The 23,606-nt window shown below is 61.5% G+C and carries 21 protein-coding genes and 2 riboswitches; of the genes, 13 read left to right on the top strand and 8 right to left on the bottom strand.

Annotation, left to right across the window (positions count from 1 at the left end; translation table 11 throughout):
• Positions 1-345: 345 nt before the first annotated feature.
• Genes ACIGHL_RS16820 through ACIGHL_RS16795 form a run of 6 tightly spaced genes read left to right on the top strand, consistent with a single transcriptional unit; the run spans position 346 to position 5,765 of the window.
• Positions 346-1,197, top strand: coding sequence for an STAS domain-containing protein (locus ACIGHL_RS16820; protein WP_128120851.1), 852 nt, complete (start codon positions 346-348; stop codon positions 1,195-1,197).
• A complete protein-coding gene (locus ACIGHL_RS16815) occupies positions 1,197-1,559 on the top strand; it encodes an STAS domain-containing protein (protein WP_128120852.1) in 363 nt (120 codons plus the stop codon). The genes ACIGHL_RS16820 and ACIGHL_RS16815 overlap by 1 nt, the downstream gene beginning before the upstream one ends.
• Positions 1,556-1,960, top strand: a complete 405-nt coding sequence (locus ACIGHL_RS16810; protein ID WP_128120853.1) for an anti-sigma regulatory factor — start codon at positions 1,556-1,558, stop codon at positions 1,958-1,960. The genes ACIGHL_RS16815 and ACIGHL_RS16810 overlap by 4 nt, the downstream gene beginning before the upstream one ends.
• Entirely contained in the window at positions 1,957-2,967 is a 1,011-nt protein-coding gene (locus tag ACIGHL_RS16805) for an ATP-binding protein (RefSeq protein ID WP_446697647.1), read from the top strand. The genes ACIGHL_RS16810 and ACIGHL_RS16805 overlap by 4 nt, the downstream gene beginning before the upstream one ends.
• Positions 2,960-3,817, top strand: a complete 858-nt coding sequence (locus ACIGHL_RS16800) for a sensor histidine kinase (RefSeq protein ID WP_446697646.1) — start codon at positions 2,960-2,962, stop codon at positions 3,815-3,817. Before ACIGHL_RS16805 ends, ACIGHL_RS16800 begins: the two co-directional genes overlap by 8 nt.
• Positions 3,807-5,765, top strand: a complete 1,959-nt coding sequence (locus ACIGHL_RS16795; protein ID WP_446697645.1) for a PAS domain-containing hybrid sensor histidine kinase/response regulator — start codon at positions 3,807-3,809, stop codon at positions 5,763-5,765. Before ACIGHL_RS16800 ends, ACIGHL_RS16795 begins: the two co-directional genes overlap by 11 nt.
• 22 nt (positions 5,766-5,787) lie before the next feature.
• Here ACIGHL_RS16795 and ACIGHL_RS16790 read toward each other — a convergent pair whose 3' ends face one another.
• Positions 5,788-5,994, bottom strand: coding sequence for a DUF3079 domain-containing protein (locus ACIGHL_RS16790; protein WP_045426672.1), 207 nt, complete (start codon positions 5,992-5,994; stop codon positions 5,788-5,790).
• Between the two features lie 271 nt (positions 5,995-6,265).
• Here ACIGHL_RS16790 and ACIGHL_RS16785 point away from each other — a divergent pair, with 271 nt between their 5' ends.
• Positions 6,266-7,279 (top strand): sodium:calcium antiporter, encoded by a 1,014-nt coding sequence (locus tag ACIGHL_RS16785; RefSeq protein WP_206606868.1) that lies wholly within the window; start codon positions 6,266-6,268, stop codon positions 7,277-7,279.
• Between the two features lie 6 nt (positions 7,280-7,285).
• Here ACIGHL_RS16785 and ACIGHL_RS16780 read toward each other — a convergent pair whose 3' ends face one another.
• Positions 7,286-9,649, bottom strand: a complete 2,364-nt coding sequence (locus ACIGHL_RS16780) for a DNA polymerase II (RefSeq protein ID WP_128120857.1) — start codon at positions 9,647-9,649, stop codon at positions 7,286-7,288.
• Positions 9,650-10,033: 384 nt separating this feature from the next.
• Between ACIGHL_RS16780 and ACIGHL_RS16775 the strand changes: the two genes are divergently transcribed.
• On the top strand, positions 10,034-11,143 hold the full coding sequence (locus tag ACIGHL_RS16775) for an SMP-30/gluconolactonase/LRE family protein (protein WP_128120858.1): 1,110 nt from the start codon (positions 10,034-10,036) through the stop codon (positions 11,141-11,143).
• 139 nt (positions 11,144-11,282) lie between these two features.
• Here ACIGHL_RS16775 and ACIGHL_RS16770 read toward each other — a convergent pair whose 3' ends face one another.
• The 3 genes from ACIGHL_RS16770 to ACIGHL_RS16760 all read right to left on the bottom strand — a co-directional run bounded on the left by ACIGHL_RS16770 (position 11,283) and on the right by ACIGHL_RS16760 (position 15,805).
• Entirely contained in the window at positions 11,283-12,191 is a 909-nt protein-coding gene (locus ACIGHL_RS16770; protein ID WP_045426663.1) for a chemotaxis protein CheV, read from the bottom strand.
• Positions 12,192-12,316: 125 nt separating this feature from the next.
• On the bottom strand, positions 12,317-13,504 hold the full coding sequence (locus ACIGHL_RS16765; protein WP_128120859.1) for an acetyl-CoA C-acyltransferase family protein: 1,188 nt from the start codon (positions 13,502-13,504) through the stop codon (positions 12,317-12,319).
• Positions 13,505-13,666: 162 nt separating this feature from the next.
• Entirely contained in the window at positions 13,667-15,805 is a 2,139-nt protein-coding gene (locus tag ACIGHL_RS16760) for a NosR/NirI family protein (RefSeq protein WP_128120860.1), read from the bottom strand.
• A 227-nt stretch (positions 15,806-16,032) separates the two neighbouring features.
• On the opposite strand from ACIGHL_RS16760, the gene ACIGHL_RS16755 reads away from it, so the two are divergent.
• From ACIGHL_RS16755 to ACIGHL_RS16740, 4 genes are all read left to right on the top strand, one after another.
• On the top strand, positions 16,033-16,344 hold the full coding sequence (locus ACIGHL_RS16755) for a hypothetical protein (protein ID WP_128120861.1): 312 nt from the start codon (positions 16,033-16,035) through the stop codon (positions 16,342-16,344).
• Between the two features lie 71 nt (positions 16,345-16,415).
• Positions 16,416-16,709 carry a GNAT family N-acetyltransferase gene (locus ACIGHL_RS16750; RefSeq protein ID WP_128120862.1) on the top strand — a complete coding sequence of 98 codons (294 nt, stop codon included), beginning with the start codon at positions 16,416-16,418 and terminating at the stop codon, positions 16,707-16,709.
• 71 nt (positions 16,710-16,780) lie between these two features.
• Positions 16,781-17,134: a YkgJ family cysteine cluster protein gene (locus ACIGHL_RS16745; RefSeq protein WP_128120863.1), complete on the top strand. Its 354-nt coding sequence runs from the start codon at positions 16,781-16,783 to the stop codon at positions 17,132-17,134.
• A 34-nt stretch (positions 17,135-17,168) separates the two neighbouring features.
• Positions 17,169-17,510, top strand: coding sequence for an FKBP-type peptidyl-prolyl cis-trans isomerase (locus tag ACIGHL_RS16740; RefSeq protein WP_128120864.1), 342 nt, complete (start codon positions 17,169-17,171; stop codon positions 17,508-17,510).
• A gap of 152 nt (positions 17,511-17,662) precedes the next feature.
• Here ACIGHL_RS16740 and ACIGHL_RS16735 read toward each other — a convergent pair whose 3' ends face one another.
• The gene (locus ACIGHL_RS16735) at positions 17,663-18,931 is read right to left on the bottom strand and encodes a D-amino acid dehydrogenase (RefSeq protein WP_446697644.1); all 1,269 of its coding nucleotides are present in this window, start codon (positions 18,929-18,931) and stop codon (positions 17,663-17,665) included.
• A gap of 61 nt (positions 18,932-18,992) precedes the next feature.
• A riboswitch (glycine riboswitch) is annotated at positions 18,993-19,080 on the bottom strand.
• A gap of 4 nt (positions 19,081-19,084) precedes the next feature.
• A riboswitch (glycine riboswitch) is annotated at positions 19,085-19,182 on the bottom strand.
• A 206-nt stretch (positions 19,183-19,388) separates the two neighbouring features.
• Positions 19,389-22,508, bottom strand: coding sequence for a hybrid sensor histidine kinase/response regulator (locus ACIGHL_RS16730; RefSeq protein WP_446697643.1), 3,120 nt, complete (start codon positions 22,506-22,508; stop codon positions 19,389-19,391).
• Positions 22,509-22,684: 176 nt separating this feature from the next.
• Between ACIGHL_RS16730 and ACIGHL_RS16725 the strand changes: the two genes are divergently transcribed.
• Positions 22,685-22,831, top strand: a complete 147-nt coding sequence (locus ACIGHL_RS16725; RefSeq protein ID WP_413818127.1) for a DUF1272 domain-containing protein — start codon at positions 22,685-22,687, stop codon at positions 22,829-22,831.
• A 171-nt stretch (positions 22,832-23,002) separates the two neighbouring features.
• Here ACIGHL_RS16725 and ACIGHL_RS16720 read toward each other — a convergent pair whose 3' ends face one another.
• Complete coding sequence (locus tag ACIGHL_RS16720; protein ID WP_128120869.1) at positions 23,003-23,353, bottom strand: hypothetical protein; 351 nt, start codon at positions 23,351-23,353, stop codon at positions 23,003-23,005.
• Between the last annotated feature and the right edge of the window lie 253 nt (positions 23,354-23,606).

The raw sequence follows: 23,606 nt of genomic DNA, 5'->3' as shown, positions 1-23,606 counted from the left end.
TCTGCCGAGCGGCGTTCTGATTGCTTTCCTGCCCATCATGCGGTGTGAAGCGGTCGCCTACGGCTTGACCGGACCGTCGACTTGAGGCGAAATGCGAAATCTTCGTCATACACAGGTCCCTGCGCGTCTAGCCTGGCGGACAGCACCCTCCAAACCGAGCGGACAAAACTCATAGCTGCGGCCACCAAACAGACCGTGGACATTGCTCCGCTTTTTCTCCCAGCCCGATTCAACTGCCGCACCGAAGATGTGCAGCGCGCAACAGTAGTTTTGCGCTACCGGAACACCTGCGGGCAATGTGGATCAAACTCGACTACTGCGGCACCCCCATAAGGAACAGCGCTAATGGCAGCATTACAACAACGCACATTCAACGTAATTGCCAAGAAAGAGCATGAGCTGCTCGACAGCTGGACCGGTGAACTCGAAGCCAGCGGCATGTACCGCAACGTCAGGATTGAAGAGCTACGCCAGCAGACAGGCGACTTCATTCGTTTGCTAGTAGCCGGTGCAGCTCAGGCCGATTCAACCGACCTCAGGGCGTCGAATTGGGAAGACATGCGCCAGTTTCTTGAGCAGCTGTCGCACAGCCGCGTGCTGCTGGGTTTCGATTCGCAGCAAACCGCCGGCTTCATCTTTTCGTTCAAACGCCCGCTAATGCCTGTATTGCAGGCCGAATATGCGGACGAGCCGGCGATGCTGGCCGAGCAACTTTGGGCGCTTTCCGAATTAATCGACCAACTTGGCCTGCACACGGTGCGCACCTTCCAAAAATCCCGAGAAGCCGTCATCAAGCGCCAGCAAGAAGAGCTGCTCGAGCTCTCCACGCCTGTGGTCAAGCTGTGGGATGGCGTCCTGGCGCTGCCGATGATCGGCACCCTTGACTCGCAACGCACCCAGGTGGTGATGGAGTCGCTGCTGCAGCGCATCGTCGATACCGGTTCGGAAATCGCCATCATCGACATCACAGGCGTGCCGACCGTCGACACCCTGGTGGCTCAGCATCTGCTGAAGACCGTCACTGCGATTCGCCTGATGGGCGCTGATGCGATCATCAGCGGTGTTCGTCCACAAATTGCCCAAACCATCGTGCACCTGGGCCTGGATCTGCAAGGCATCGTCACCAAGGCGACCCTCGCCGACGCCCTGGCGCTGGCGTTGCGGCGGTCCGGGCTGACCGTCAGCAAGGCGGTGTAATGGAACGTATCCCGATACTCCGGATGGGCGATTTTCTTCTCGTCACCATTCAAGTCGACATGCACGACCAACTGGCCATGACCCTGCAGGATGACCTGGCCGAGCGCATCAGCAGCACATCTGCCAAGGCCGTTCTGATCGATATATCTGCGTTGGACATGGTCGATTCGTTCATCGGTCGCATGATCAGTTCGATCTCTGGCCTGTCCAGCATCATGGACGCTGAGACAGTGGTCGTCGGCATGCAGCCTGCCGTCGCGATTACGCTGGTCGAGCTGGGTCTGACATTGCAAGGCGTCAGTACGGCGCTCAACGTAGAACGAGGGATGCAGCTGCTGCACAAACGGATGGCCGACAAATGATCGCGCGCTCCAGCGGCAGCGTGGCAGTCCGCATCGAACAGGATGTGGTACTGGCACGGCAGGCTGTCCGCAAGCTCGCGCAGGACTGCGGTATGCGCTTGATCGACCAAACCAAGCTGGTCACCGCAGTCAGTGAGTTGGCCCGTAACACCGTCGTTTACGGTGGCGGCGGCGATATGGACTGGGAGGTCCTGGATGAAGCCCCACGAACTGGCATCCGGTTGACCTTCCGCGACGAGGGGCCGGGCATTGCTGATATCAAACTGGCGTTGACCGATGGCTGGACTTCCGGCGGCGGCCTCGGGCTCGGGCTGACCGGCGCCAAGCGCTTGGTGGACGACTTCGAGCTCGACAGTACGCCCGGTGTTGGCACCCGCATCAGCATCACCAAATGGTCATGAATATCAGCGGTTCCACCACTACCGCTCTGCTGGTCGAAGACGAAAGCCAAGTGGGGCATGCGCGTCGCGTAGCACAAGCGCTGGCCCAGCAATTGGATTTCGCCGATGGCGATGCTGGCCGGGTGGCGCTGGTTACCACCGAGCTGGCCACCAATCTACTCAAGCATGCGGGCCATGGCGTCTTGCATCTACGTGCGACTCCTGGGCAAACCGGGATTGGCATCGAACTGATCGCTGTAGACCGAGGACCGGGATTTGACCCCAGCGAGTGCATCGCCGATGGCTATTCCACTGGCGGCACGCAGGGCACTGGGCTCGGTGCGTTGATGCGCCAGTCTCAGGTATTCGACATTCACTCCGACAACCGAGGCTCGGTCGTACTGGCGCAACTGTACCCTCGCCATGTCTCGCCTCCACCGCTTCTTTTCGGCGTCAGTCAGCATTCACTGAACGACGACCCTTCCTGTGGCGACGTCTGGCATCTCGCGTTCGACGGCTCACGGATCAGCGCCCTCGTGATCGACGGAATTGGCCATGGCGAAGATGCCGAGCGGGCTGGCCTTGCTGGCGCCGCAGTCTTCGCAACAGCCCCTTTCATCGAGCCGGCCACCAGCCTGGTTGAAATGCACCAGGCAATGAACGGCACCCGTGGCGGTGCAGCAGCCGTTTCCTTGTATGACACCAGCGTCGGCAAGTTACGCTTTGCTGGTGTCGGCAACATCGGCGGTGCCTTGATAAACGCCGAGAAAAGCCGCGGCCTCGCGTCGCATCCCGGTATCGTCGGCTCGCAGTTCCGCAAGGCTGTTGCTTTCGATTATCCGGTCGACGGTCGACAACTGTTGATTATGTACAGTGACGGCTTGCAGTCGCGTTGGGACCTGCGCGACTACCCCGGCCTGGTGCACCGTCACCCGGCGATTATTGCAGCGCTGTTGCACCGCGACTTCTGCCGTGGTCGAGATGACGTGACCGTTATGGTGATCGCGCTGGAGGAAATCGGTGACTGACTCGAACACGAACGACCTCGTCGAACAGCTGCGCAGCGAGAACGATCTGCTACGCGCCGAACTCGAGGAAACCAACCAGGGCGTCCTCGCGCTCTATGCCGAACTCGATACCCAGGCCGGGCAGCTCAGACAGGCGTCGGACTTGAAAAGCCGCTTTCTGTCTTACATGAGCCACGAGTTCCGTACGCCTTTGGGTTCTATTCGCAGCATTACCCGTCTGCTCAGCGATGAGCTGGACGGCCCGCTCAGCCCGGAACAGCACAAGCAGGTGTCGTTCATCAATGGCGCTGCTGGCGAACTCAGCGACATGGTCGACGACCTGCTCGATCTCGCCAAGATCGAAGCTGGCCGCATCACCATATCGCCCGCCTGGTTCGACATGCTGGATCTGTTCGCCGCCTTGCGTGGGATGTTTCGCCCGATCGTCGATGCCAACGCGGTGGACCTGATTTTCGAGGAGCCGCGCGACATGCCGAGGCTTTACACGGATGATAAGAAGCTCGCCCAGATTCTTCGCAACTTCATCTCCAATGCGCTCAAGTTCACCCAGAATGGCGAGGTACGCATTTCCGCCTGTGCCGAGGGCGAAGGCGAGGTTCGCTTCGCCGTGACAGACACAGGCATTGGCATTCCGGAAGACTTGCACGGCAATCTGTTCGAAGACTTCGTGCAGATCGATACGCCGTTGCAGAAGCGTCTGCGCGGCACCGGCCTGGGACTGTCGCTGTGCAAGCGCTTCGCCGAACTGCTGGGTGGCCGCGTTGGCGTCGACAGCAAGCCGGGAGTGGGGTCGACGTTCTACGTAGTCATTCCCGTCTCGGTTTCCACGGAGCGCGCTGATGGAGCATAAGAGTCAACTGCTGGTCGTCGACGACAACGCGGCCACGCGCTACGCAATACGCCGGGTACTCGAGCGCCACGGTTATGCCGTGCTCGAAGCCGGAACGGGCACCGAAGGACTGGGCCTGATTGCCGCCGAAGCGATCGACGCGCTGATTCTCGATGTGAATCTGCCGGATATGAGCGGCTTCGACATCGTACGGCAGCTGAGAACTGATGACCGCACGCAGCTGTTGCCGGTCATTCACGTTTCAGCAGCCTCGATCCAGACCGGCGATATCATCACCGGCCTGGATGCGGGGGCCGACGCATACCTCATTCACCCCGTCGATCCGGACGTGCTCCTGGCTACGCTGCGCACACTGTTGCGGGTGCGAGACACCGAGCATGCGTTGCGTGAAAGCGAGGCACGCTTTCGTGAAATCTTTTCCCAGGTAGCGGCGCCCATCGCGGTGATCGACCCGCAGCTGCAAATCCATGAAAGCAACCGTGCGCTGTCCCTGCTGTTGGGCAATCAGCCGGAACCCTCTGCGCTTACGGCAAGCCTTGCCGGGGGACAGGAAGCCAAGCTGCTGTCGCTGCGGGCAAGCCTCGCGAGTGGTGCTCGCTGGCATGACACGTTATTCATTCAGGTGGCTGGGGAGCGTCGCGAAACCAAATGGCAGGTTTCGCCATACCGGGCCTCTGAACTCGGGCTGGTCGTTATCGAAGACATTACCGAGCAGCGTCAACGCGAGCGTTCACAACGGCAGCAACTCGACAACGCCAACAACGAGCTTGCCCGGGAGGTCGCCGAGCGCGTCCGCACCGAAGGGCAGCTGATGCAGGCGCAGAAAATGGACGCGCTGGGCAAACTGACCGGCGGCATTGCGCATGATTTCAATAATCTGCTGACCGGAATCATCACCGGCATCGAGCTGCTGAAGAAACGCTTGCACGAAGGCCGCACCGATGCCGTCCTGCGTTTTGCCGACACAGCGCTGAATTCGGCTCGCAGTGCCGCTTCGATGACTAACCGCCTGCTGGCCTTTGCGCGCCAGCAACCGCTGGACGCTCGCCCGGCAGACCTGAATGACCAGATACGCTCGCTCGAAGAGCTTTTGCAACGGACCATCGGAGAGCAGATTGCGCTAGTACTCGAACTGAGCGATCAGCCCACGGTTGCCCAGGTTGATGCCAACCAGCTCGAAAGCGCGATTTTGAATCTGGTGATCAATGCACGGGATGCGCTGCCCCGTGGCGGCACCATTACCATCAGAACCGCTACCTTGCAGATCCAGGACGAGGCGGACCTGGCCGATGGCGACTATGTGGTGCTGACGGTCAAAGACAACGGCACCGGGATCCCACCAGAGATCCTCGGCAAAGTATTCGATCCGTTTTTCACCACCAAACCGCTCGGCCAAGGCACCGGTCTGGGGCTGTCGTCGATTTACGGTTTTGCTCGCCAATCAGGCGGCGAAGCCCGGCTGAGCAGCTTATTAGGCGAAGGTACCGAGGTGTCGCTAGTACTGCCCGCCGCCCTTGCTATGTGCATAGCTGCGGTCGCAGTGGGCGACCTGTCGCAGGGTAACGGCGAACACGTGTTGATCGTCGAGGACATGCCGGCCGTGCGCATGCTGGTCGCTGAAATGCTAGGCGAAGCCGGCTATCGCTGCAGTGAAGCCGGCGATGTGGCAACGGCACTGACGGTGCTGCAAAACGACCCTAGTGTCGATCTGCTCCTGACTGATGTCGGGTTGCCACAATTATCCGGCCGAGAGCTGGCCGACACGGCGCGCACTCACCGGCCAACTCTGCCGGTGCTGTTCATGACCGGCTACGCCGAAAACGCGGTTCGCCGTGATCGTTTTTTGGCTGAGGGCATGGACATGGTGGTTAAGCCATTCCAGATCGACGAGTTGCTCGGCAAAGTGCGGCAGCTGCTTGATCAGTCAGCAACTCTCGCTGCGGACTGACCGGGCAGAAGCACCAGCGACGCTATTTCTGGTTCTTGCCAGCCTTGTCAGCCGCGATCAGGTCTCCCCAGTCGCCGAACTCGTACCAGTCGTCGCCCATCATTTCAGCCGGATGCTGAGTCCTGCCGGCGCCATTGCCGCAGGCCAGGGAGTCGGCGGGGCAATAGCGATCGCAACCCCAGCAGATGCGCTCGGGATGCGGCGGGTTGAGTGGGAATTTCTTGGCCATGCAGGCCTCGGGATTCGCTTGATAGAAGCCCTCAGGCTAAACAGACCTCTGCTGGCTGAACTTGACCAGGCTCAAGATCGGCCATTCCCGACCAGTTCGTAGCGGCTTGGTAGCGCGCCCAATCGCATCCCTTGGCCATCCGAGTTGCCCTTCTTCGCACCTCGCGAGCTGAACCCAGGCCAATCGAGCCGCTCTACTTAGTCATCACCGCAATCAAGCGGCCATAACTGAGGGCCTGTTTTTGCCACAACTTCAGGCAATGGGATTGTCGATGAGCGTGGGCCTGCTATTGGTCTGCGCAGTCGTAATCGGCGTCGTAGGCACCCGCCTGACACGGGTGGTTGATGAGCTCGCCGACCGCACCGGCATGGGCGAAGCGATGGCTGGCGCGATCCTGCTAGGAATGGCGACCTCCCTGTCCGGAATCGTCCTGTCCGTTACAGCTGCCTGGCAGGGGCAGCCAGAATTGGCGATGAGCAACGCACTGGGTGGCATCGCGGTGCAAACGTTATTTCTGACGGTGGCCGACCTTGCCTTGCGGCGGGTCAACCTCGAGCACGCAGCTGCTTCCATCGGCAACCTCATGCAAGGCACGCTGGTGTTGTGTCTGCTGTCCCTGATCCTCGTCGGCAGTTTTTCACCAAACGTCACCGTGTGGGCGATCCACCCGGTTACTCCACTACTGCTGCTCGGCTACCTCTATGGCTTGCGCGTAATAGCAAAGGGCCAAAACGAAGCCATGTGGTTGCCAGCGCGAACCCGCGAGACCCGCGAGGACACCCCCGACGAACAGTCAACGAACCGCTCGCTGACTTCGCTCTGGGTTCGCTTCGTGATCATGGCTGCGATACTCGGCATCAGCGGCTGGCTGCTGGAAGCGTCGGCCAGCGAGATCGCATTGCATACCTGGCTCAGCGAAGCGGCAGTGGGCGTCCTATTGACCGCCGTGGTGACGTCCCTGCCAGAACTGGTCACCTCGGTCGCGGCTGTCAGGCGTGGCGCCCTGACGCTGGCCGTCGGCGGCATCATCGGTGGCAACGCGTTCGACACGCTGTTCGTCGCTGCCTCGGATATCGCCTATCGCGACGGCTCGATCTACCACCATATTTCCAGCAATGTTCTGCTCTGGGTGGCCCTGTCGATATTGATGACCGGCGTGTTACTCATGGGCCTGCTGCGCCGAGAGAAGCACGGGCTGGGCAAGATAGGCTTCGAAAGCGTCACCTTGATCGGCTTGTATTTCGCCGGCGTGGCCATGGTGCTCGGCAAAAGCCAGCTCGGCTGAGAGCGGTCAAAACAACCCGAGTTGTTCGTCGATCAACGCGCTGAAGCTGTCGTTGACGAACGGCAGGATGGCATCGGCAATGGGTTGCAGCTGGCGGCTGACGTAATGGTCATAGTCGATCGGTGCGCGTCGCACTTCCAGTGGTTCCGGGCCGGCCACAGTAATCAAGTAGCTGATCCAGCCGCCATTCTGGTACTGCCGCTGGCGACCCTGCTGCAGGTTGTATTCATCGGCGATACGGGCGGCGCGCACATGCGGCGGCACGTTGCGCTCGTAGTCATCCAGGCGCCGACGCAGGCGCTTGCGGAAGATCAGCAGCTCGTCCAGCTCGCCGGCCAGCGTCCGCTGGACGTAACTGCGCACGTAGTCTCGGTAGGGCTCGCGGTTGAAGATCAGTCGATACAGCTCCTGTTGGAACTGCTGTGCCAGCGGCGACCAGTCGGTGCGCACCGTTTCCAGCCCTTTGAAGACCAGGCCATCACTGCCGTCAGCGCGGGTGACCAGCCCGGCATAGCGCTTCTTGCTACCCTCCTCCGCGCCGCGAATGGTCGGCATCAGAAAGCGCTTGAAGTGGCTCTCGAACTGCAACTCCAAGGCGCTATGCAGACCGAACTCGCGCTGCAGACGTTCGCGCCACCACTGGTTGATCTGCTGCACCAACCCCTTGCCGATGCGCGCCGCGTCCTCGTCGCTGTGGGCGCGCTTTAGCCAGACGAAGGTGGAATCGGTGTCGCCATAGATCACGCTGTAGCCCTCGGCTTCGATCAGCTCGCGGGTGCGCCGCATGATCTCGTGGCCACGCAGGGTAATCGACGAGGCCAGCCGTGGATCGAAGAATCGGCAGCCGCTGGAACCGAGCACGCCGTAGAAGGCGTTCATGATGATTTTCAGCGCCTGGGACAGCGGTTTGTTGCCGTCGCGCTTGGCCGATTCACGGCCCTCCCAGACGCGCTCGACGATGGCCGGCAGGCAATGCCGCGTACGCGAGAAGCGTGCACCACGGAAGCCCGGCACCGAGTCGCTGTCTTCCGGTTGGCGCATGCCTTCGACCAGCCCCACCGGATCGATGAGAAAGGTACGGATGATCGAGGGGTAGAGGCTCTTGTAGTCCAACACCAGTACCGATTCGTACAGGCCCGGCTGAGAATTCATGACGAAGCCGCCAGGGCTGGCCTCGGGCGGCCGCTCGCCGAGATTCGGCGCGACGAAGCCCTGGCGGTGCATCAGCGGGACGTAGAGGTGTTCGAAGGCAGCCACCGACCCGCCGCTACGGTCGGCTGGCAACCCGGTGACGGTGGCTCGTTCGAGCAGAAAAATCAGCAGTTCGGTCTTGGCGAAAATGCGCGTGACCAGTTCGCAGTCCTTGAGGTTGTAGCGCGCCAAGGCCGGCTTGTCCTCGGCGAACATGCGGTTGATTTCGTCCATCCGCTGATACGGCGTGTCGATCGCCTTGCCCTCACCGAGCAGGGTCTGGGCGACATTTTCCAGGCTGAACGAGGGGAAGCTCCAAGTGGCCGAACGCAGGGCCTCGATGCCATCGATGATCAGCCGCCCCGCCGCCGCCGCGAAGAAGTGATTGCCGCGGCTGCCGTGCTCACGCCAGGCCATTTCTTCTCCGCCGCGGCCCAGGAGCAGCGGCACCTGATAGCGCTGGGCCTGATCACGCAATACCCGCAGATCGAACTGCACCAGGTTCCAGCCGATGATGCCGTCAGGGTCATGCCGTGCCATCCAGCCGTTCAACCGTTCGATCAGCTGTTTGCGGCTGTCGCAATATTCCAGTTCGAAATCTACGCCGGAGCCGTCGCCGTTGGCCGGGCCGAGCATGTAGACCTGCCGCTGGCCGCAGCCCTCCAACGCAATGGAATACAGCTCGCCTCGCATCGTGGTTTCGATATCCAGCGAGACGAGCCGGAGTTGTGGACGATAGCCCGGTGCCGGTTTGATCTGCGCCTCCAGCAGCACACCGTCGGCATCGGGCTGGCCGGTAAAACTCACCGGTGCGGTGATGAAGCGCTCCATCAGGTAGCGCTCCGGCGGGCGGATGTCGCCCTCGTACACCTCCAGTCCTGCGCCGCGCAGGCGCTTCTCGAGATTCATCAACTGACGGTGCTGCTTGCAATACAGGCCGACTACCGGGCGATGGCGGAAATCGATCAGGTTCAGCGGCCGCAGTTCGACGTCGCGCTCGCCTTTGAGCAGCAATTCGACCTTGCGCTGCTGCGTCGCCGGAATGAAGGCAACCGAAGGCTGGTACGGCACGCGCAAGCGACGTGGGCCGGTATCAGTCGCCAGCCAGAACTCCACTTCGGTGCCGGCCGCCGTATCTCGCCAATGCCGGGTCAGGACGAAGCCCTGCTGCAGATCCACCGTTCGCGTACCTCACCCATTCGAAGCCGCCCATTCTACGTGGCATCAGCGCGTCGAGGGCGCCAGCGCGACGGGGCAACTCGTACGATGTCTTGTCTGGCAAAGACTCTTCTTGGCCCTCCTCAATGGCGTGTTTATGGCCTTATCGCTTTGACAGGCTGCAAATCACTGTCGATACTCGACGATGTTGTACGATGACTGACCTAACAATAACAATGGAATCACCATGCCTTACTCCAGTACGCCGCCCCCGGCCCGTCTCTCGCTGCCGCCCTTTTCTGTTCACAGCCCGCCACTAGCGACCCCGAACGCCTCCCCGTGGGCAGTCGCGCCTGCATCCGCTCGATATCACGCCTCCCCTGATAAAGCCTGAAGGACTCCGCCATGACAGCACGTAACAATGACTCCACCACCAACGGTGCACGGCGCGCTTTTCTGAAGTCTTCCTTGATGGTATCGGCCGGTGTCGCCTCCATGGGCAGCCTGGGCCTGTCCCGGCTCGCCGTCGCCGAACCCTTGACCCAGCGCTATCCAGACGAGCTGGTGGAGATTCTCGACGAGAGCTTCGCCAAGTACAGGCTGTTCAACGCCAGCGTCGAGAAGATCGCCAGCGGTATGCGCTGGGCTGAAGGTCCGGTCTGGGTGGGCGATGGCCGCTACCTGCTGGTCAGCGATATCCCGGAAAACCGCATCATGCGCTGGGATGAGATCACTGGCTCGTTCGATGTCTATCGCCAGCCCTCGAACCACTCCAACGGTTTGGCGCGTGACCTACAGGGCCGGCTGCTGACGTGCGAAGGCTCAACCACCACCGATATCGGTCGCCGTGTGACCCGCACCGAGCCCGACGGCAGCATCACGGTGCTGGCCGATCGGTTCGAGGGCAAACGCTTCAATTCGCCCAATGATCTGGCGGTGCGTCAGGACGGCTCGGTGTGGTTCACCGACCCACCCTTTCAGACCGGCAACTATTACGAAGGGCACAAGATCGAAACCGAGCTGCCAGACGCGGTCTATCGCATCGACGGTGCAAGCGGCGCCGTGACCCGAGTGATCGACTCGATTTCCGGTCCCAACGGGCTGTGCTTCTCACCCGACCAGAACACGCTCTATGTAGTCGAAGGGCGCGCTAAACCGAACCGGCTGATCTGGGCCTACCCGGTCAATGAGGATGGGACACTGGGCGAGCGCCGCAAGCACATCGAAGCATCGGCGTATGGCGCACTGGATGGTATCAAGTGCGACGAAGACGGTAATTTGTGGTGCGGTTGGGGGAGCTCCGGCGCCCCGGAAGCGGTGACCGCCGACCTCGATGGCGTGATGATTTTCAACCCAGCGGGCAAGGCCATCGGCAAGATCCGCCTGCCGGAACGCTGCGCCAATCTGTGCTTCGGGGGCGCCAAGGGCAACCGCCTGTTCATGGCCAGCAGCCATTCGCTGTATGCGCTCTACGTCAACACGCGCGACGCGAGCTTCGGCAAGTACGGCAGCTGAGCAGGCGCCGGTTCTTTCTACCGACTTAGCTATTAACTAGGAGCGAGCGCGCATGCGAAGAGCTGCCACACCAGGCTCAACGCATTCGCGCGCACCCTCGCGCCTACAGGTTGGCGTGCGACCCGAACCCTCTACTCGCTCAGGCGACCGACGCATCCTCGCCCAAATGGATCACCCGCGCCGCGCGCAGCATGCACTTGGTCATTTCGGGCGGTGAAAACTTGGTCAGGATGTCATTGGCACCGGCGGCCTTGGCCTTGTCGGTGCTGATGGTGCTGTCCAGCGAGGTGTGCAGCAGCACATAAATAGAGGCGTAGTCGGGATGCTTGCGCAGTGCCTGGGTGAAGGAATACCCGTCCATTTCAGGCATCTCGATATCTGAGACCACGCAGTTGATCGCCTCGTAACTATCCTTGAGGCTGTCGAGTTTTTCGAAGGCTTCGCGGGCGCTGCGCACCGCATGGCACGTGATACCCATCTTGGTCAGCGCCGATACCGACATGTGAATGGCCACCTGGCTGTCATCGACGATCAGCGCGCGGGTTTCGGTGAGCAGTTGCGCGTCCTGGTCGTCCAGATGAGAAATGTCGGCCTCTCCCGGAACCGGGGCGATGTTGTGAATGACCTTTTCCACGTCAAGGATCTGGATCAGTTCGCCATCCACTTCCGCCGTCCCGGTAATGAACGAGTTGGCGCGCGCGCCGTAGGGCGGCGGCAGGATTTTCGACGTCTGGATATGCACGATCTTGACCACTGCCTGGACGTGCAGGCCCTGTTTGGAACGGCTGATCTCGGTAACGATCAGGCAGCCGCCTTTGGGGTCTTGCAACGGCGCCATGCCGATTGCCAGGCTGAGGTCGATCACCGACAACGGCTGGCCCCGCAGCGTAGCGACGCCTCGGACATGGGGATGCGATTCGGGCAACCGAGTGAGCGACGGCGTCGGAATGATTTCGCTGACCTTCAACAGGTTGATCGCCATCTGCTTGCCGCTGCGCAGCGTGAACAGCAAAAGCGATAAGGCGTCGGTAGCGGATGCGTTGTTCATGAATGGTCCTGTGGAAAGCCGGTCTCGTGCCGAGATGTAACCTCGCTACAGCCTTGTCGGCAGCCGCGCGCAAATCTTCAGTGGAATCGGCGCACGCCCGACGAGTTGCAACCGCTCCCCGTGACTCAACAGCGCTCGAAAACCGCCGCAATGCCCTGCCCACCGCCAATGCACATGGTCACCAGCGCGTAGCGCCCCTGAATGCGCTGCAGTTCGTGGATCGCCTTGACTGCAATGATTGCGCCGGTCGCGCCAACCGGATGACCGAGGGAGATACCGGAACCGTTGGGATTGACCCGCGTCGGGTCCATGCCCAGCTCTTGTATCACCGCACAGGCCTGAGCGGCGAAGGCTTCGTTGGCTTCGATCACGTCGATCTGCTCGAGGCTGATCCCGGTGCGCTCCAGCACCTTGCGCACGGCCGGCACCGGGCCGATGCCCATGTAGGCCGGGTCCACGCCCGCATGGGCATACCCGACCAGCCTCGCCATGGGCTTGAGCCCCAGCGCCTGCGCACGCCCGGCCTCGGCCAGCACCAACGCCGCAGCTCCATCGTTGAGCCCGGAGGCGTTGCCCGCGGTCACGGTGCCGTTGTCCTTCTTGAACACCGGTTTCAGCGCCGCGAGGCGCTCGGCAGTCAGGTCCCCACGGATGTGCTCATCGGTCTCGAAGTAGACGGTCCCCTTACGGGTCGCAACGGCGACCGGGACGATTTGCTCACGAAAGCGGCCCTGCTCCACCGCGCGAACGGCCCGCTGTTGGCTTTCCAGTGCCAGCGCATCCTGCTGTTCACGGCTGATGCCATAGCGCTCGGCGACATTTTCCGCGGTCACGCCCATGTGGAACTTGCCCCAGGGGTCATGCAGCAGGGTATTCATGTAGTCGATCGCCTGGCTGTCACCGAGGCGCGCGCCCCAGCGCATGTTCGGCAGGATGAACGGACCGCGACTCATGCTCTCTGCGCCGCCACCAATGGCTACGTCGGTATCGCCCAGCAGGATCGACTGCGCCGCGGAAATCACGGCCTGCAACCCCGAGCCGCACAAGCGGTTGACGTTGAAGGCCGGGGTTTCCAACGGAATACCGGCATCCACCGCTGCCACGCGCGCCAGGTAACCATCGCGCGGTTCGGTGGGAATCACGTTGCCCATCACCACGTGGCCCACAGCGTCAGCGGGCGTACCGGAGCGTTCCAGCACGCCGCGGCAGGCCGTGGTGGCAAGGGCGATCAGGTCGACATCCTTCAGCGCACCGCCAAAGGAGCCGATCGGGGTGCGCACGGCACCGACAACGACGATTTCACGTTTAGCCATGAGGGCCTCTTCGAAGCAGGGAATCAGGCGCGCCGCCAGGAACCGGCGCACGGAATCGCCCGATCCTAGCGAAGTCCGGCTGCGGAACAATAACCATCGGCGCACAACTGCTGTGCAGCATTGCAGAACCGGGCGGTCAGCCTGCGTCGCTGGGTGTCCAGCTTATGGCGCCGGCAGCGGTTGCGGCGCCATGGCATCGGTGGCGATCAATTCGCCATGGGCGTGGCGACCGGCCTTATCTGCCCGTTTGCGCGCACTGATGGAGGCCACGCACTGGTCGTCGTTGTTGAGGATAACGATGCACTCCAGACACTGAATGCACTCGTCATAGTCGATGCGCCCGTCACGCTTAATCGCGCCGATCTCGCAGTGGTTCTTGCAGTGCTGGCAAGGTTGGCCGCACGCATCGATACGCTTGAGCCAGGAGAACAGGTGGAACTTGCCGAGCATCGCCAACCCAGCGCCCAGCGGGCAGACGTAGCGGCAATAGAACTTGTGCACGAACAGACCCAGCCCGAGCAGAACCACCGCATAGAGCACGAACGGCCAGGAGCGCACAAATAACAGTGTGATGCTGGTTTTGAACGGCTCCACTTCGGCGAGCCGCTCGGCCAGCGTCAGCGAATAGAAGGCGGTCGGCACCAGACCGATGAGAATCAGGTACTTCAACCACTGCAAGCGCTGATGGCGCCGATCAGAGATTTTCCACTGGCGGATGCGCAGGCGCTTGGCCAGCCAGCCGAGCATTTCCTGCAGCGCACCAAACGGACAGAGCCAGCCACAGAACACGCCACGACCCCAGATGAACAGGCTGACAAAGGTGAAGCTCCAGAGGATGAATATCACCGGGTCCATCAGGAACACCCGGATATCGAAGTTCTCCCCCAGCGCCAATAACAGGGTGAAGATGTTCACTACCGAGAGCTGGCCCTGGGCATACAGGCCTATGAACACCAGCGTGAACAACAAAAAACCGGCACGGAACAGATGGAAGCCACGGCTGTGCTGGCTGATGCGATGCTGCCAGATGAACACTGCGCTCAGCAGGATCAGCGATACGACAAGCACGCCGATCTGCCACATGCGTTCCTGCCACATGCGCAGCCAGATAGGCGCCGGCTCGGCAGCAATCTGCGCCTCTTCAATGTTGAACAGCTGCTGGTCGAGCTGAAAGTCACGGGTGAACTGCGTGCTGCTTTGCACCAGATGGTTGCGCTGCAGATTAACGTTCAATCGCAATCCAGCAGGCTCGGCAGGGTTGAACGCGCTATGTGTCTTGATGCGGAAGATCTGCGCCTCGACCTCATCGAGCGGCGCGTCGAGCAGGTCCATCACCGCGCCGTTATTGAAATTCATGTCATACAGGTCAATGGCGTGGCCGTTCTGCATCAGTACCAACCGGCTGGGCGATGTGGCTGGCACGAAGTCGTCCGGCACATGGCGATACATACCCGAGGAGAGCACCAGCACCGCTTGCTCGCCGGCTTTCAATTCCTCGTTGAGCTTGGCGAAGCCGACGTCGCCCAACAGATTGCGGCCAATGCTTGGCGCGTTCAGGTAGGCGAAGTAGAGGTCGGTGAAGGGCTGCGTATCGCTCTCCGGCTCGATACCCAGGTACCCCTCAATGGAATGTCCCAAGCCGCGTTCGACCTCCTCGCGGCTGATTGTCCAATGCTGGAGATAGCCGCGCTGCAGCATCTGTGACCAGTCCAGCGGCTCATAGAGGTCGGGCTTTGCCGTGGCCAAGGGTCCGCTGGCAAATCCTTCGAGCAGCTTGCGGGCCACGCTCAGGGCCGACAGCAACACGGTTTCGTTGAGAATCACTACCGACACCGTGGCCTTGCTCACCCCATCGATGCGGGCAATCGACTCACTTCCGCTCGCCCCGCCCTGTGCACCGCCCACCACAATGGGTATGCCAATCGATTTCTGTTGGTACTGGTCGACGAAGTCGAACAGCGGCTGTTCCCCGAGCCCGTGCAGGAAAACCGGCTCGTGATGTTCCAGAACCTTCACCCCGGCCAGCACACCCTGGGTGTCCATGCCGATCAGCAGACGGATCGGTTTGCCGGAAAAGCCCTGCAGGTTTGAATAATCGGTGGACTCGAAGGCATAGCCGAGCAATTCGTCCAGCTGATAGACGCTGTGCACAGGCGGATTGTCCTGCTTCGGCTCGATGCGCGTGGCTTTAGGAAAAAGCTGCTGGATCTGCCCGTCCAGCCCCTGTGCGAACAGCGTCGGGCTGGCCAGCACGCTCAGCAGCACAAGCAGGCGGAAAAGAAGGCTGGCGCGGCGAGTCATGGATGCCTCTTGGCTGTTGTTATACAGCCATGCTATCCACCGCTCGCGCCCCCGCCATGCGACTTGCTGGCTGGAACGCCGGTACTTCAGTCTTAGATTCTGATCGTCAGCCGTGAACGATCGATTTCACCCGGTCCGATGTGCGCCCGTCGCGCAACGCCTTCGGCACGGAACGATGCTCGCCGTCACCGGGCCCAAGCTAGACAACCCAAACGGGAGGCCCAGCGATGACCAAGGCAGTCAAACCGGACGCCGAACAACCCTACTTCGACGCCCCTGCCCATATTCCTGGCGGTAGCGATCACCAGATTCCGCACAGCCACCGGCTCGTCTACCGCGACTACGATGTGATCGTCCACCTCACCGGCTACGAGTACGAGACCTTCGGCGAGACCCTCTGGGCCGTGGGTGCCGAGGTGGTCAAAGAATTGGAAATTGTCGTCCCGGTGAGCCTCGACCAGACGCAGCATTACCGCAGCTACGACGAAGCCTTGGCGCATGGCACGGCGCTGGGCAAGCGGCTGGTCGACGGGCTCTGACCGGCGTTCGCCAATCCTCTGAACAGTAACTGGCTGCAGCATGCGGCCAGACCAACGGGAGAATCCATTCCATGAACGACAACAACGCGGTCGTGCGACACGACGAGTCCCAGCAGCGCTATGTCCTTGAAGTCGACGGCAAGGAACTGGGCGTCGCCAGTTATCAGGACGAGAACGACCGTCAGGTCTTCACCCACACGGAGGTCGATCCGAGCCTGGAGGGCCAGGGCATGGGCAGCAAACTGGTTCGCGAGGCACTCGATGACGCCCGTCGTCGCGGCAAGCGCATCGTGCCGATGTGTGAGTTCGTTGCGGCCTATGTGAAGAAGCATCACGATTGGGACGACATCATCGCCGCGCAATAAAAGCACGCGGAGGGGCAAGCATTTACCGCCCAGGCGAGTACCATGCCGGCCCCTGAACCGAAGCGCTTCGCATGACCTGTACCAACCGAAAGATCGATCACCTCCGCCGGCAAATTCCGGGTTTCGCCTGCGAACCCGGCTGCCAAGATTGCTGTGGCCCGGTCACCGCCTCCTCGGAAGAAATGGCCCGTTTGCCGAACAGGAGTGTTGCCGCGCACGACGCGGCGATGGCGCACTGGAACTGCGTTCACCTCGGGCCGAACGGCTGCGAGGCTTACGAACAGCGCCCGTTGATCTGTCGGCTGTTCGGTACCACGGCCAGCCTGCCCTGCCCACGCGGGCGCGGTCCGGAAATCCCCACGACACCTGAGGTGGAAAAGCAGGTGCACCACCTTATCGCCAGCACCCGTCAATTGCTGGTTTAAAGGCGAAGCCAGAAAAGACATCACGAGAGAGACGATGAGCAACGAACTGCGGGTTGAAGACATCCAGCTCGGCGACGGCAAGGCCGTAGTCAAAGGCGCCCTGATCACCACGCAGTACCGTGGCCAACTCGAAGACGGCCGTACCTTTGACTCGTCCTATGATCGCGGCAAGCCGTTTCAGTGCGTGATCGGCACCGGTCGCGTTATCAAGGGTTGGGACCTGGGGCTGATGGGCATGAAGGTTGGCGGCAAACGCAGGCTTTTCGTCCCCGCCCACCTTGCCTATGGCGACCGGCAGATAGGTGAGCACATCGCGCCGAACTCGAACCTGCTGTTCGAGATCGAGCTGTTGGAAGTGCTGACCCGTGACGACTGAATTTGAGAGTGATCTCTGACCAGGCACGCCAAACGCGGCAGCCGCCCGCTTGCGGGATTGAATAGAGAGAGCGGCCAGTCCCGCGGCCGCTCACAAACAGACGCGATTGGCACCGATGACGGCTGCAGCCCGAGCGGCAGCCGTCAAGCTCCTCAGGCATGGGCCGGTTGATCACTAGCGACAGTAGTCGACGACCGGGCACTGCCCATGGACTCGCTCACCACGTCACCCAGCATGTCGGCAGTAATCGCGCAGAGCGTCCAGCCGAGATGGCCGTGGCCGGTGTTGTAGAACACACAGGGTGAGCTGCCGCGTCCGACCTTGGGCATCATGTTCGGCATCATCGGCCGCAGGCCAGCCCAAGGCACCACGCTCTGAGTACTGACGCCAGGGAAACATTCGGCCACCCAGTCCACCAGCGGGCGGATCCGATCAGCGCGGATGTCGCGGTTATAGCCGTTGAACTCGGCGGTGCCGGCTACCCGAAGGCGGCTGTCACCCAGGCGGCTGGTGACCAGCTTGGTTTCATCGTCCAGCAAGCTGACGGTAGGCGCTGCTGCGCGGCTGGTCTCGTCGTTGAGGTTGACCGTGATCGAGTAGCCCTTCACCGGATAGATGTTCACCCGATCGCCAAGTTGGGCGGCCAACGCGCGGCTGGCGGTGCCGGCGCAGACAACGATGCCATCGAACTGCAGGCGCTCTTCGCCACCCGAAGCCGCGACGGTCACGCTGGCACCCTTGCCATCGGTGGCGACGGCTTTCACGTTCTGGTCGTAACGGCAGTCGACGCCTAAGCGTATGGCGGCTGCCGCGAGGCCGTTGGTGAACATGTGGATGTCGCCCGTGGAATCGCACTCGGTGTAGTAGCCGCCATAGTATTGCCCTGCCAGCGTCGGCTCGATGGCACGCATTTCGTCTGGTGTCACGCTGCGCCGGGGTAAACCGCCCTGAGCCAGCAATGTCGAGACCTTACCCGCATGCTCGAAACCAGCCTTGTCGCGGTAGATGTGCAAGATACCGGCCTTTTTCAGGTCGAAATCGACGCCCTCGTCCTCGGCCCAGGCGAACAGGTGCTCCCGAGCGGCAATAGCCATGCGAGCCGTTTCGATGGTGTTTTGGCGATATTGCGGGATGGAGCCGATGAACTCGGCGAACCAGGACAGCTTGTGCCAGCTGGGCTTGGGATTGACCAGCAGTGGTGCATCGCTTTTGAGCATCCACTTGATGCCCTTGAGGATGGTCGACCAGTGATTCCAAACTTCAGCGTTGGAGGCGGACAGCTGACCGCCATTGGCAAACGAGGTTTCCATCGCTGCGTAGCGGTGCTTCTCCAAAAGAGTGACGGCGAAACCACGCTTGGCCAGCGCGTAGGCCGTGGTGATGCCGGTGATACCGCCACCAATGACAGCTATTTTTTTCATGCGTGCAGCTCCAGAACGTCAAGGGTCAGAGCCCATCCGCGACATGCAGATCAGGCGCCCCCTCTGTTCTGGACCTGAGAGTTTCACGAGCGGCGCTCGCTTGCTCCTTCGGTGCGACGGGCGACGACGGGCCCGGCGGCTCTTCAGAGTTCACCTGTGATAACGGTCCTTTTGCCTGAGAGTTTCCGGGGCGGTTGCTCCTTCGGCGCTGCACACGACCAAGCCGCTGCAGTCTCTCCCGATATCACTTCTTTGCCATGAGCGGCTGCTCACAGCAGTTACAGCTTTTGCACAATGCGCGCCAAGCGACACTCGCTCGCCGCGGCTGACTGCAGCCGCTCTACCGAACCTGAAATTGCACAGCTACGGTGCAACAGTCAGCGCGCGTTGCAGCTACATGGGTGTTTCTACCGCAGTTCCGGGACAGAAGATAGCCCCGCCCCATCGTTGCTTGGCCTCAGCCGCCGACCACCGCAATCAGTTGGCTCAGGTCGACCGGCTTAGTCATATGAACATCGAAGCCTGCCGCCAAGGCCTGCTCTCGATCACTCGGCTGGCCCCAGCCGGTGATGGCAATCAACCGAACATTGGCGCCGGTGGGATGGGCGCGGATCATCCGCGCCACTTCGTCACCCCGTTGGCCGGGCATGCCGATGTCCAGCACCACAATCTCTGGCTTGAGCTGCAGATAACGCTCGAACGCTTCGATGCCGTCAAACGCCAAGTGCACCTCGTGGCCCTCCAGCCGAAGGATCTCGGCCATGGTTTCGGCAATGTCCTGGTTGTCGTCGGCAACCAGAACGAGCCGCTTGTTCAGCGTGACGCTTTCGCTGAGATCACGGCTTGCGCCCGCGGTGCTGGCAGACAGAACCGGCAGGGTCAGGCTGAACTCCGCGCCGTGGCCTAGCCCTTCGCTGCGTACCCGAAGGTCCGCTCCGTGTAGCTTCGCCAGGCCTTTGGCCAGTGCCAGGCCGATCCCCAGGCCGGAATTGATGTGAGTCCCGGCGACGGGCACCTGCGCAAACCGTTCGAAGATCAATCTGAGGTGTTCCCGCGCGATACCCAGGCCGTTATCGATCACCGAAACCTTGGCGGTGTCACCATCCCGTGTCGCCGTGATGCGAATGCAGCCACCGTTGGGGGTGAATTTCGCGGCGTTGTTGAGCAGGTTAGTCAGAATCTGCTCGAGGCGAAGCGGATCGGCGTCCAACACAATGGGACTGGCCGGCAGCGCCACGACCAACTCATGTTGCTTTGCCTCGATTTTCTCTCGGGCAGTCTCGATGGCTGCCTCGATGATGGTTCGCAGATCCACCTGCTCCTTGCGCAGAACCAACTTGCCAAGCGTGATGCGGGAGATGTCGAACAGATCGTCGAGTAGCAGCGCCATATGCCGCACCTGCCGCTCGATAATTTGCTGGCTACGGAGTTTTTGCGCATCGCTGGCCGCCGCAGAACCAAAAATCCCAGCAGCCAGGCGAATCGGTGCCAGCGGGTTGCGCAGCTCATGGGCCAGGGTCGCGAGAAATTCATCCTTGCGCCGTGCAGATTCACGAATTTCCTGTTCGTGATGCTTGGCCTGGGATACGTCAGCGAACCATACGGCCAAGCTTTGATCGAACGGCGTCGCGATCAAACGCACCCAGCGCTCGCTGTCAAACGCTGTGCTGCGCAGTTCCAGATCACGCGGTTGCTGAAACCGGGACACCTCCAGCAAGGTCTGCAATGCTTGCGGATTGGCGGCCTCGCCAAGCACCTCGCGCAGCCGCCGCCCAGTCAGCTCGTCGACTGTTCCGCGCAGGCTGGATGCGCCGGTGAGGTTGATGAAATCGAAGCAGAAGTCGTCCACCTCGCCCGCCGGGTTCCGATGGGGAGACAGGACTGCAAAGGGCACGGTGGACGAGTTCAGCGCCACCTGCAGGCGCTGCTCGAACATGCCCGCCTTGGTCTGCGCCCGCGCGCGGTCGATGAATACCGCTGCCAGGCCCGCTACGACATCGGCCAGCCGAATCTCTCGTTCCGTTGGGGATCGCGCCTCTTTGAGCTGTACCGTAAGCGTCCCGAGTACGCTGTTGTCGCTGTGCCGAATGGGGGTGCTGTGAACCGAACGAAATCCCTCGCTGCGCGCAACGGAGACAAACTCACTGAAGCAGGGGTCGGCTTCGGTATCGGTCACCACCACGCGCTCCCCTTTTTGCACCGCAATACCACAGGCACCCAGGCCGGGCTGCACGTCATCCATGAGCGCCAACGAAGCAACCGAAAAGCCCCTCGAAGCATGAATGCGCAGGGCGGCCGCACCGTCGCTGAGCGCCAGCAGCCCATGAGCGGCACCGTGCAGCGTGCACAGGGCATCGATGATCGCTTGCAGCTGGTCGCCCAATGCAGGCATCTGTAGCAGGCGATTGCTCAGGTCCTGGACCAACTCCAGATCGCTGACCTGCTGGGTCAGATCCTGCTGCGCCAGCTCCAGCCGCGAAAGCATGTTGTCACGCTCGGCCTCGCTCGACAGACGCGCCTGCGCGGCGCTTTCGAGCGCTCGCCCGACTTCACGGATTTCTTCAATCTCGCTTTCAGGCGCCTGAAACGCCTGCCCCTGCCCAATAGCCTGCGCCGCCCGTCGCAGATGCCGCATCGGGACGTTAATCCGACGTGTTGCGAACAGCGCCGCCGTCACCGCAAACACCAGCGACAGCAGCAACCCGCCACCGTAAAGCGTATAGACACGCGTCGCCCCGGCTTCGACAACTTCGGTGGGCACGCCGGTCGCCACCACCCAGCCGGACGGCTGCAATCTCACAAAAGAGGTGTAGACCGAATGGCCTTCCATGGTTTTGGACAGGCCGATCCCTTCCTCGCCTGAGTTCTCCTGCAGGATGGCCGCCAACGTGGGCGAAGCCGGCATCCCCAGCGTCTCCTCGTGATTCAACGAACGAGCGATACGCAAACCATTGGAGTCCAGCACCGTGTTGACCCAGCCGGCCGGCAGCCTCCGGTTGGCGATCACATCAGCGACACCCTGGGGCCGGAGCACTGCAGTCAATACGTAGTGAACTGCGTCGCCCTGATGTACTGGCACACGCAAAGGGACGCCCCAGACGCCGCCGGGTCCTTTGCTCATGCTTCCCACTTGAGGTTCGCCTGTTCGGATCACCTCAGCGAAGCTACGCGGCTCGGCGATGGTTCTGGAAGCTGGGGGATTGTGCAGCGAAACCCGCCTCAGCACCTCACCTTCAGAGCTGACGATCAGCAAGGCATACCAGCTGGGCACCGAGGGCAACACGCGGCGAACCATATCGGCGAATCCATCGATATCGCCATTATCGAGCAGTGGCGACTGCGACAACGCCTGGAGCACATTGAGCGACCGGCTCAGCTCGAGTTCCACAGCCGTCGCGGCGAGGCGCGTAGCTTCAAGGCTGCGCTGCTTGGCTAACTCCGTCTGTTCGGCGACGATTGAGAGCATGCCCAGCCCTGCCACCAGGGCCAGCGGCAGAATCCCTGCCAGCGCAATGGTCAATAGGCGACTGCGCAACGGTACCGACCGTACTGACTTGGCTCCCGTTGCGTGATTCAAAATATGACTTCCTTTGACGCCCGGACGGATCAGCCGCGAAATATTTCTGCCGAAACGAGTACAGCGCGGCGCGCTAGCTTAAGCGATCGTTTGACGGCGCGCATTGACTTGGAAACCCGGGCGCCAAACAGGTTCCATTTGAGCCTTGGGCGGTGCCGTGCCATACCCGAGCGGGAATGCATCAACATCAAAATCAGGCAGGAGCAGCCCCATGCTCGAACTTCGCCCGAGCTGTATGTTGCGACGCTGATCTACCGCCCGAATCGGGGCAGGCGCTTATTTGCTGTTTCGAATGCGCCTTTTGCGCGAACTGCGGAGGCTAGCTGGTTGCCCGGCCGCGCCGCCCCGTCTCCAAACTCGCCAACCATCCGCCCTCGGATCGCCGCGTATACAAGCCGCAGGGCTGTCGCGACCCGGCGGATTGAACCGATCGAGCCGCACGCTCTTGAGCATCAGCCCAAACAGCTAGGCTCGATTCCCCTGGCTATTGGACGTCACTCGTCCCGTATGCACGTCAACAGCGCATTCAGCGTTGAGTCACCGTACTCGCCGCTCATGGTGAGCGCACGGCGACCCTCCGGCGCGATGATGGTGATGGGCGTGCTATCCAGGCCGGGCGAGGCCTCGGTTTCGCCCGGATGGAGCTGGCAGGCCACCTTGAAGCGTTCGTGATTGGTGATCAGGACCTGCACCAGCCCGGACTCGATACCGGGCTGGGTGTCGGTTTCGAGCTCACTGACCTCCACATCGACACGCAGATCATTCAGCTCACGTTCAAGGTGCAGCGGCTCGGCCATGGCCACCGCCGGTAGCAGCAATAATCCCAGCGTCAGAGACGGATTCATGGAAACCTCCAGAGCTTTACTCAAACCATATGGAGCCACTGCCGCGCCGAGGAGTTCGCGTGCAGTGCCGCCGAGCCGGGCGCCTACGGCCCGATACCACCCTCAAGATGCAAGAAGGCCCGCACATGGCGTAATGCTGTTCACTTAAGCGGAGCAGTCTTACGATCCACCGGATACCGGGTTTTGGAAATCTTCACCGTCCTTGGCCTCCCTGGCCTTGGACGGTGATCCAGAAACAGCCCTGCGACACCTC

This window comes from Pseudomonas sp. NPDC077451 (assembly GCF_044543345.1).
Taxonomy (GTDB): domain Bacteria; phylum Pseudomonadota; class Gammaproteobacteria; order Pseudomonadales; family Pseudomonadaceae; genus Stutzerimonas.
This window is presented reverse-complemented; position numbering and strand designations above follow the sequence as displayed.

What these genes read in the sequence shown, in the direction of transcription:
- ACIGHL_RS16820 (WP_128120851.1), top strand. Translation starts at nt 346, where the DNA reads ATGGCAGCATTACAACAACGCACATTCAACGTAATTGCCAAGAAAGAG.
- ACIGHL_RS16815 (WP_128120852.1), top strand. Translation starts at nt 1,197, where the DNA reads ATGGAACGTATCCCGATACTCCGGATGGGCGATTTTCTTCTCGTCACC.
- ACIGHL_RS16810 (WP_128120853.1), top strand. Translation starts at nt 1,556, where the DNA reads ATGATCGCGCGCTCCAGCGGCAGCGTGGCAGTCCGCATCGAACAGGAT.
- ACIGHL_RS16805 (WP_446697647.1), top strand. Translation starts at nt 1,957, where the DNA reads ATGAATATCAGCGGTTCCACCACTACCGCTCTGCTGGTCGAAGACGAA.
- ACIGHL_RS16795 (WP_446697645.1), top strand. Translation starts at nt 3,807, where the DNA reads ATGGAGCATAAGAGTCAACTGCTGGTCGTCGACGACAACGCGGCCACG.
- ACIGHL_RS16790 (WP_045426672.1), bottom strand. Translation starts at nt 5,994, where the DNA reads ATGGCCAAGAAATTCCCACTCAACCCGCCGCATCCCGAGCGCATCTGC.
- ACIGHL_RS16785 (WP_206606868.1), top strand. Translation starts at nt 6,266, where the DNA reads ATGAGCGTGGGCCTGCTATTGGTCTGCGCAGTCGTAATCGGCGTCGTA.
- ACIGHL_RS16775 (WP_128120858.1), top strand. Translation starts at nt 10,034, where the DNA reads ATGACAGCACGTAACAATGACTCCACCACCAACGGTGCACGGCGCGCT.
- ACIGHL_RS16770 (WP_045426663.1), bottom strand. Translation starts at nt 12,191, where the DNA reads ATGAACAACGCATCCGCTACCGACGCCTTATCGCTTTTGCTGTTCACG.
- ACIGHL_RS16765 (WP_128120859.1), bottom strand. Translation starts at nt 13,504, where the DNA reads ATGGCTAAACGTGAAATCGTCGTTGTCGGTGCCGTGCGCACCCCGATC.
- ACIGHL_RS16760 (WP_128120860.1), bottom strand. Translation starts at nt 15,805, where the DNA reads ATGACTCGCCGCGCCAGCCTTCTTTTCCGCCTGCTTGTGCTGCTGAGC.
- ACIGHL_RS16755 (WP_128120861.1), top strand. Translation starts at nt 16,033, where the DNA reads ATGACCAAGGCAGTCAAACCGGACGCCGAACAACCCTACTTCGACGCC.
- ACIGHL_RS16750 (WP_128120862.1), top strand. Translation starts at nt 16,416, where the DNA reads ATGAACGACAACAACGCGGTCGTGCGACACGACGAGTCCCAGCAGCGC.
- ACIGHL_RS16745 (WP_128120863.1), top strand. Translation starts at nt 16,781, where the DNA reads ATGACCTGTACCAACCGAAAGATCGATCACCTCCGCCGGCAAATTCCG.
- ACIGHL_RS16740 (WP_128120864.1), top strand. Translation starts at nt 17,169, where the DNA reads ATGAGCAACGAACTGCGGGTTGAAGACATCCAGCTCGGCGACGGCAAG.
- ACIGHL_RS16735 (WP_446697644.1), bottom strand. Translation starts at nt 18,931, where the DNA reads ATGAAAAAAATAGCTGTCATTGGTGGCGGTATCACCGGCATCACCACG.
- ACIGHL_RS16725 (WP_413818127.1), top strand. Translation starts at nt 22,685, where the DNA reads ATGCATCAACATCAAAATCAGGCAGGAGCAGCCCCATGCTCGAACTTC.
- ACIGHL_RS16720 (WP_128120869.1), bottom strand. Translation starts at nt 23,353, where the DNA reads ATGAATCCGTCTCTGACGCTGGGATTATTGCTGCTACCGGCGGTGGCC.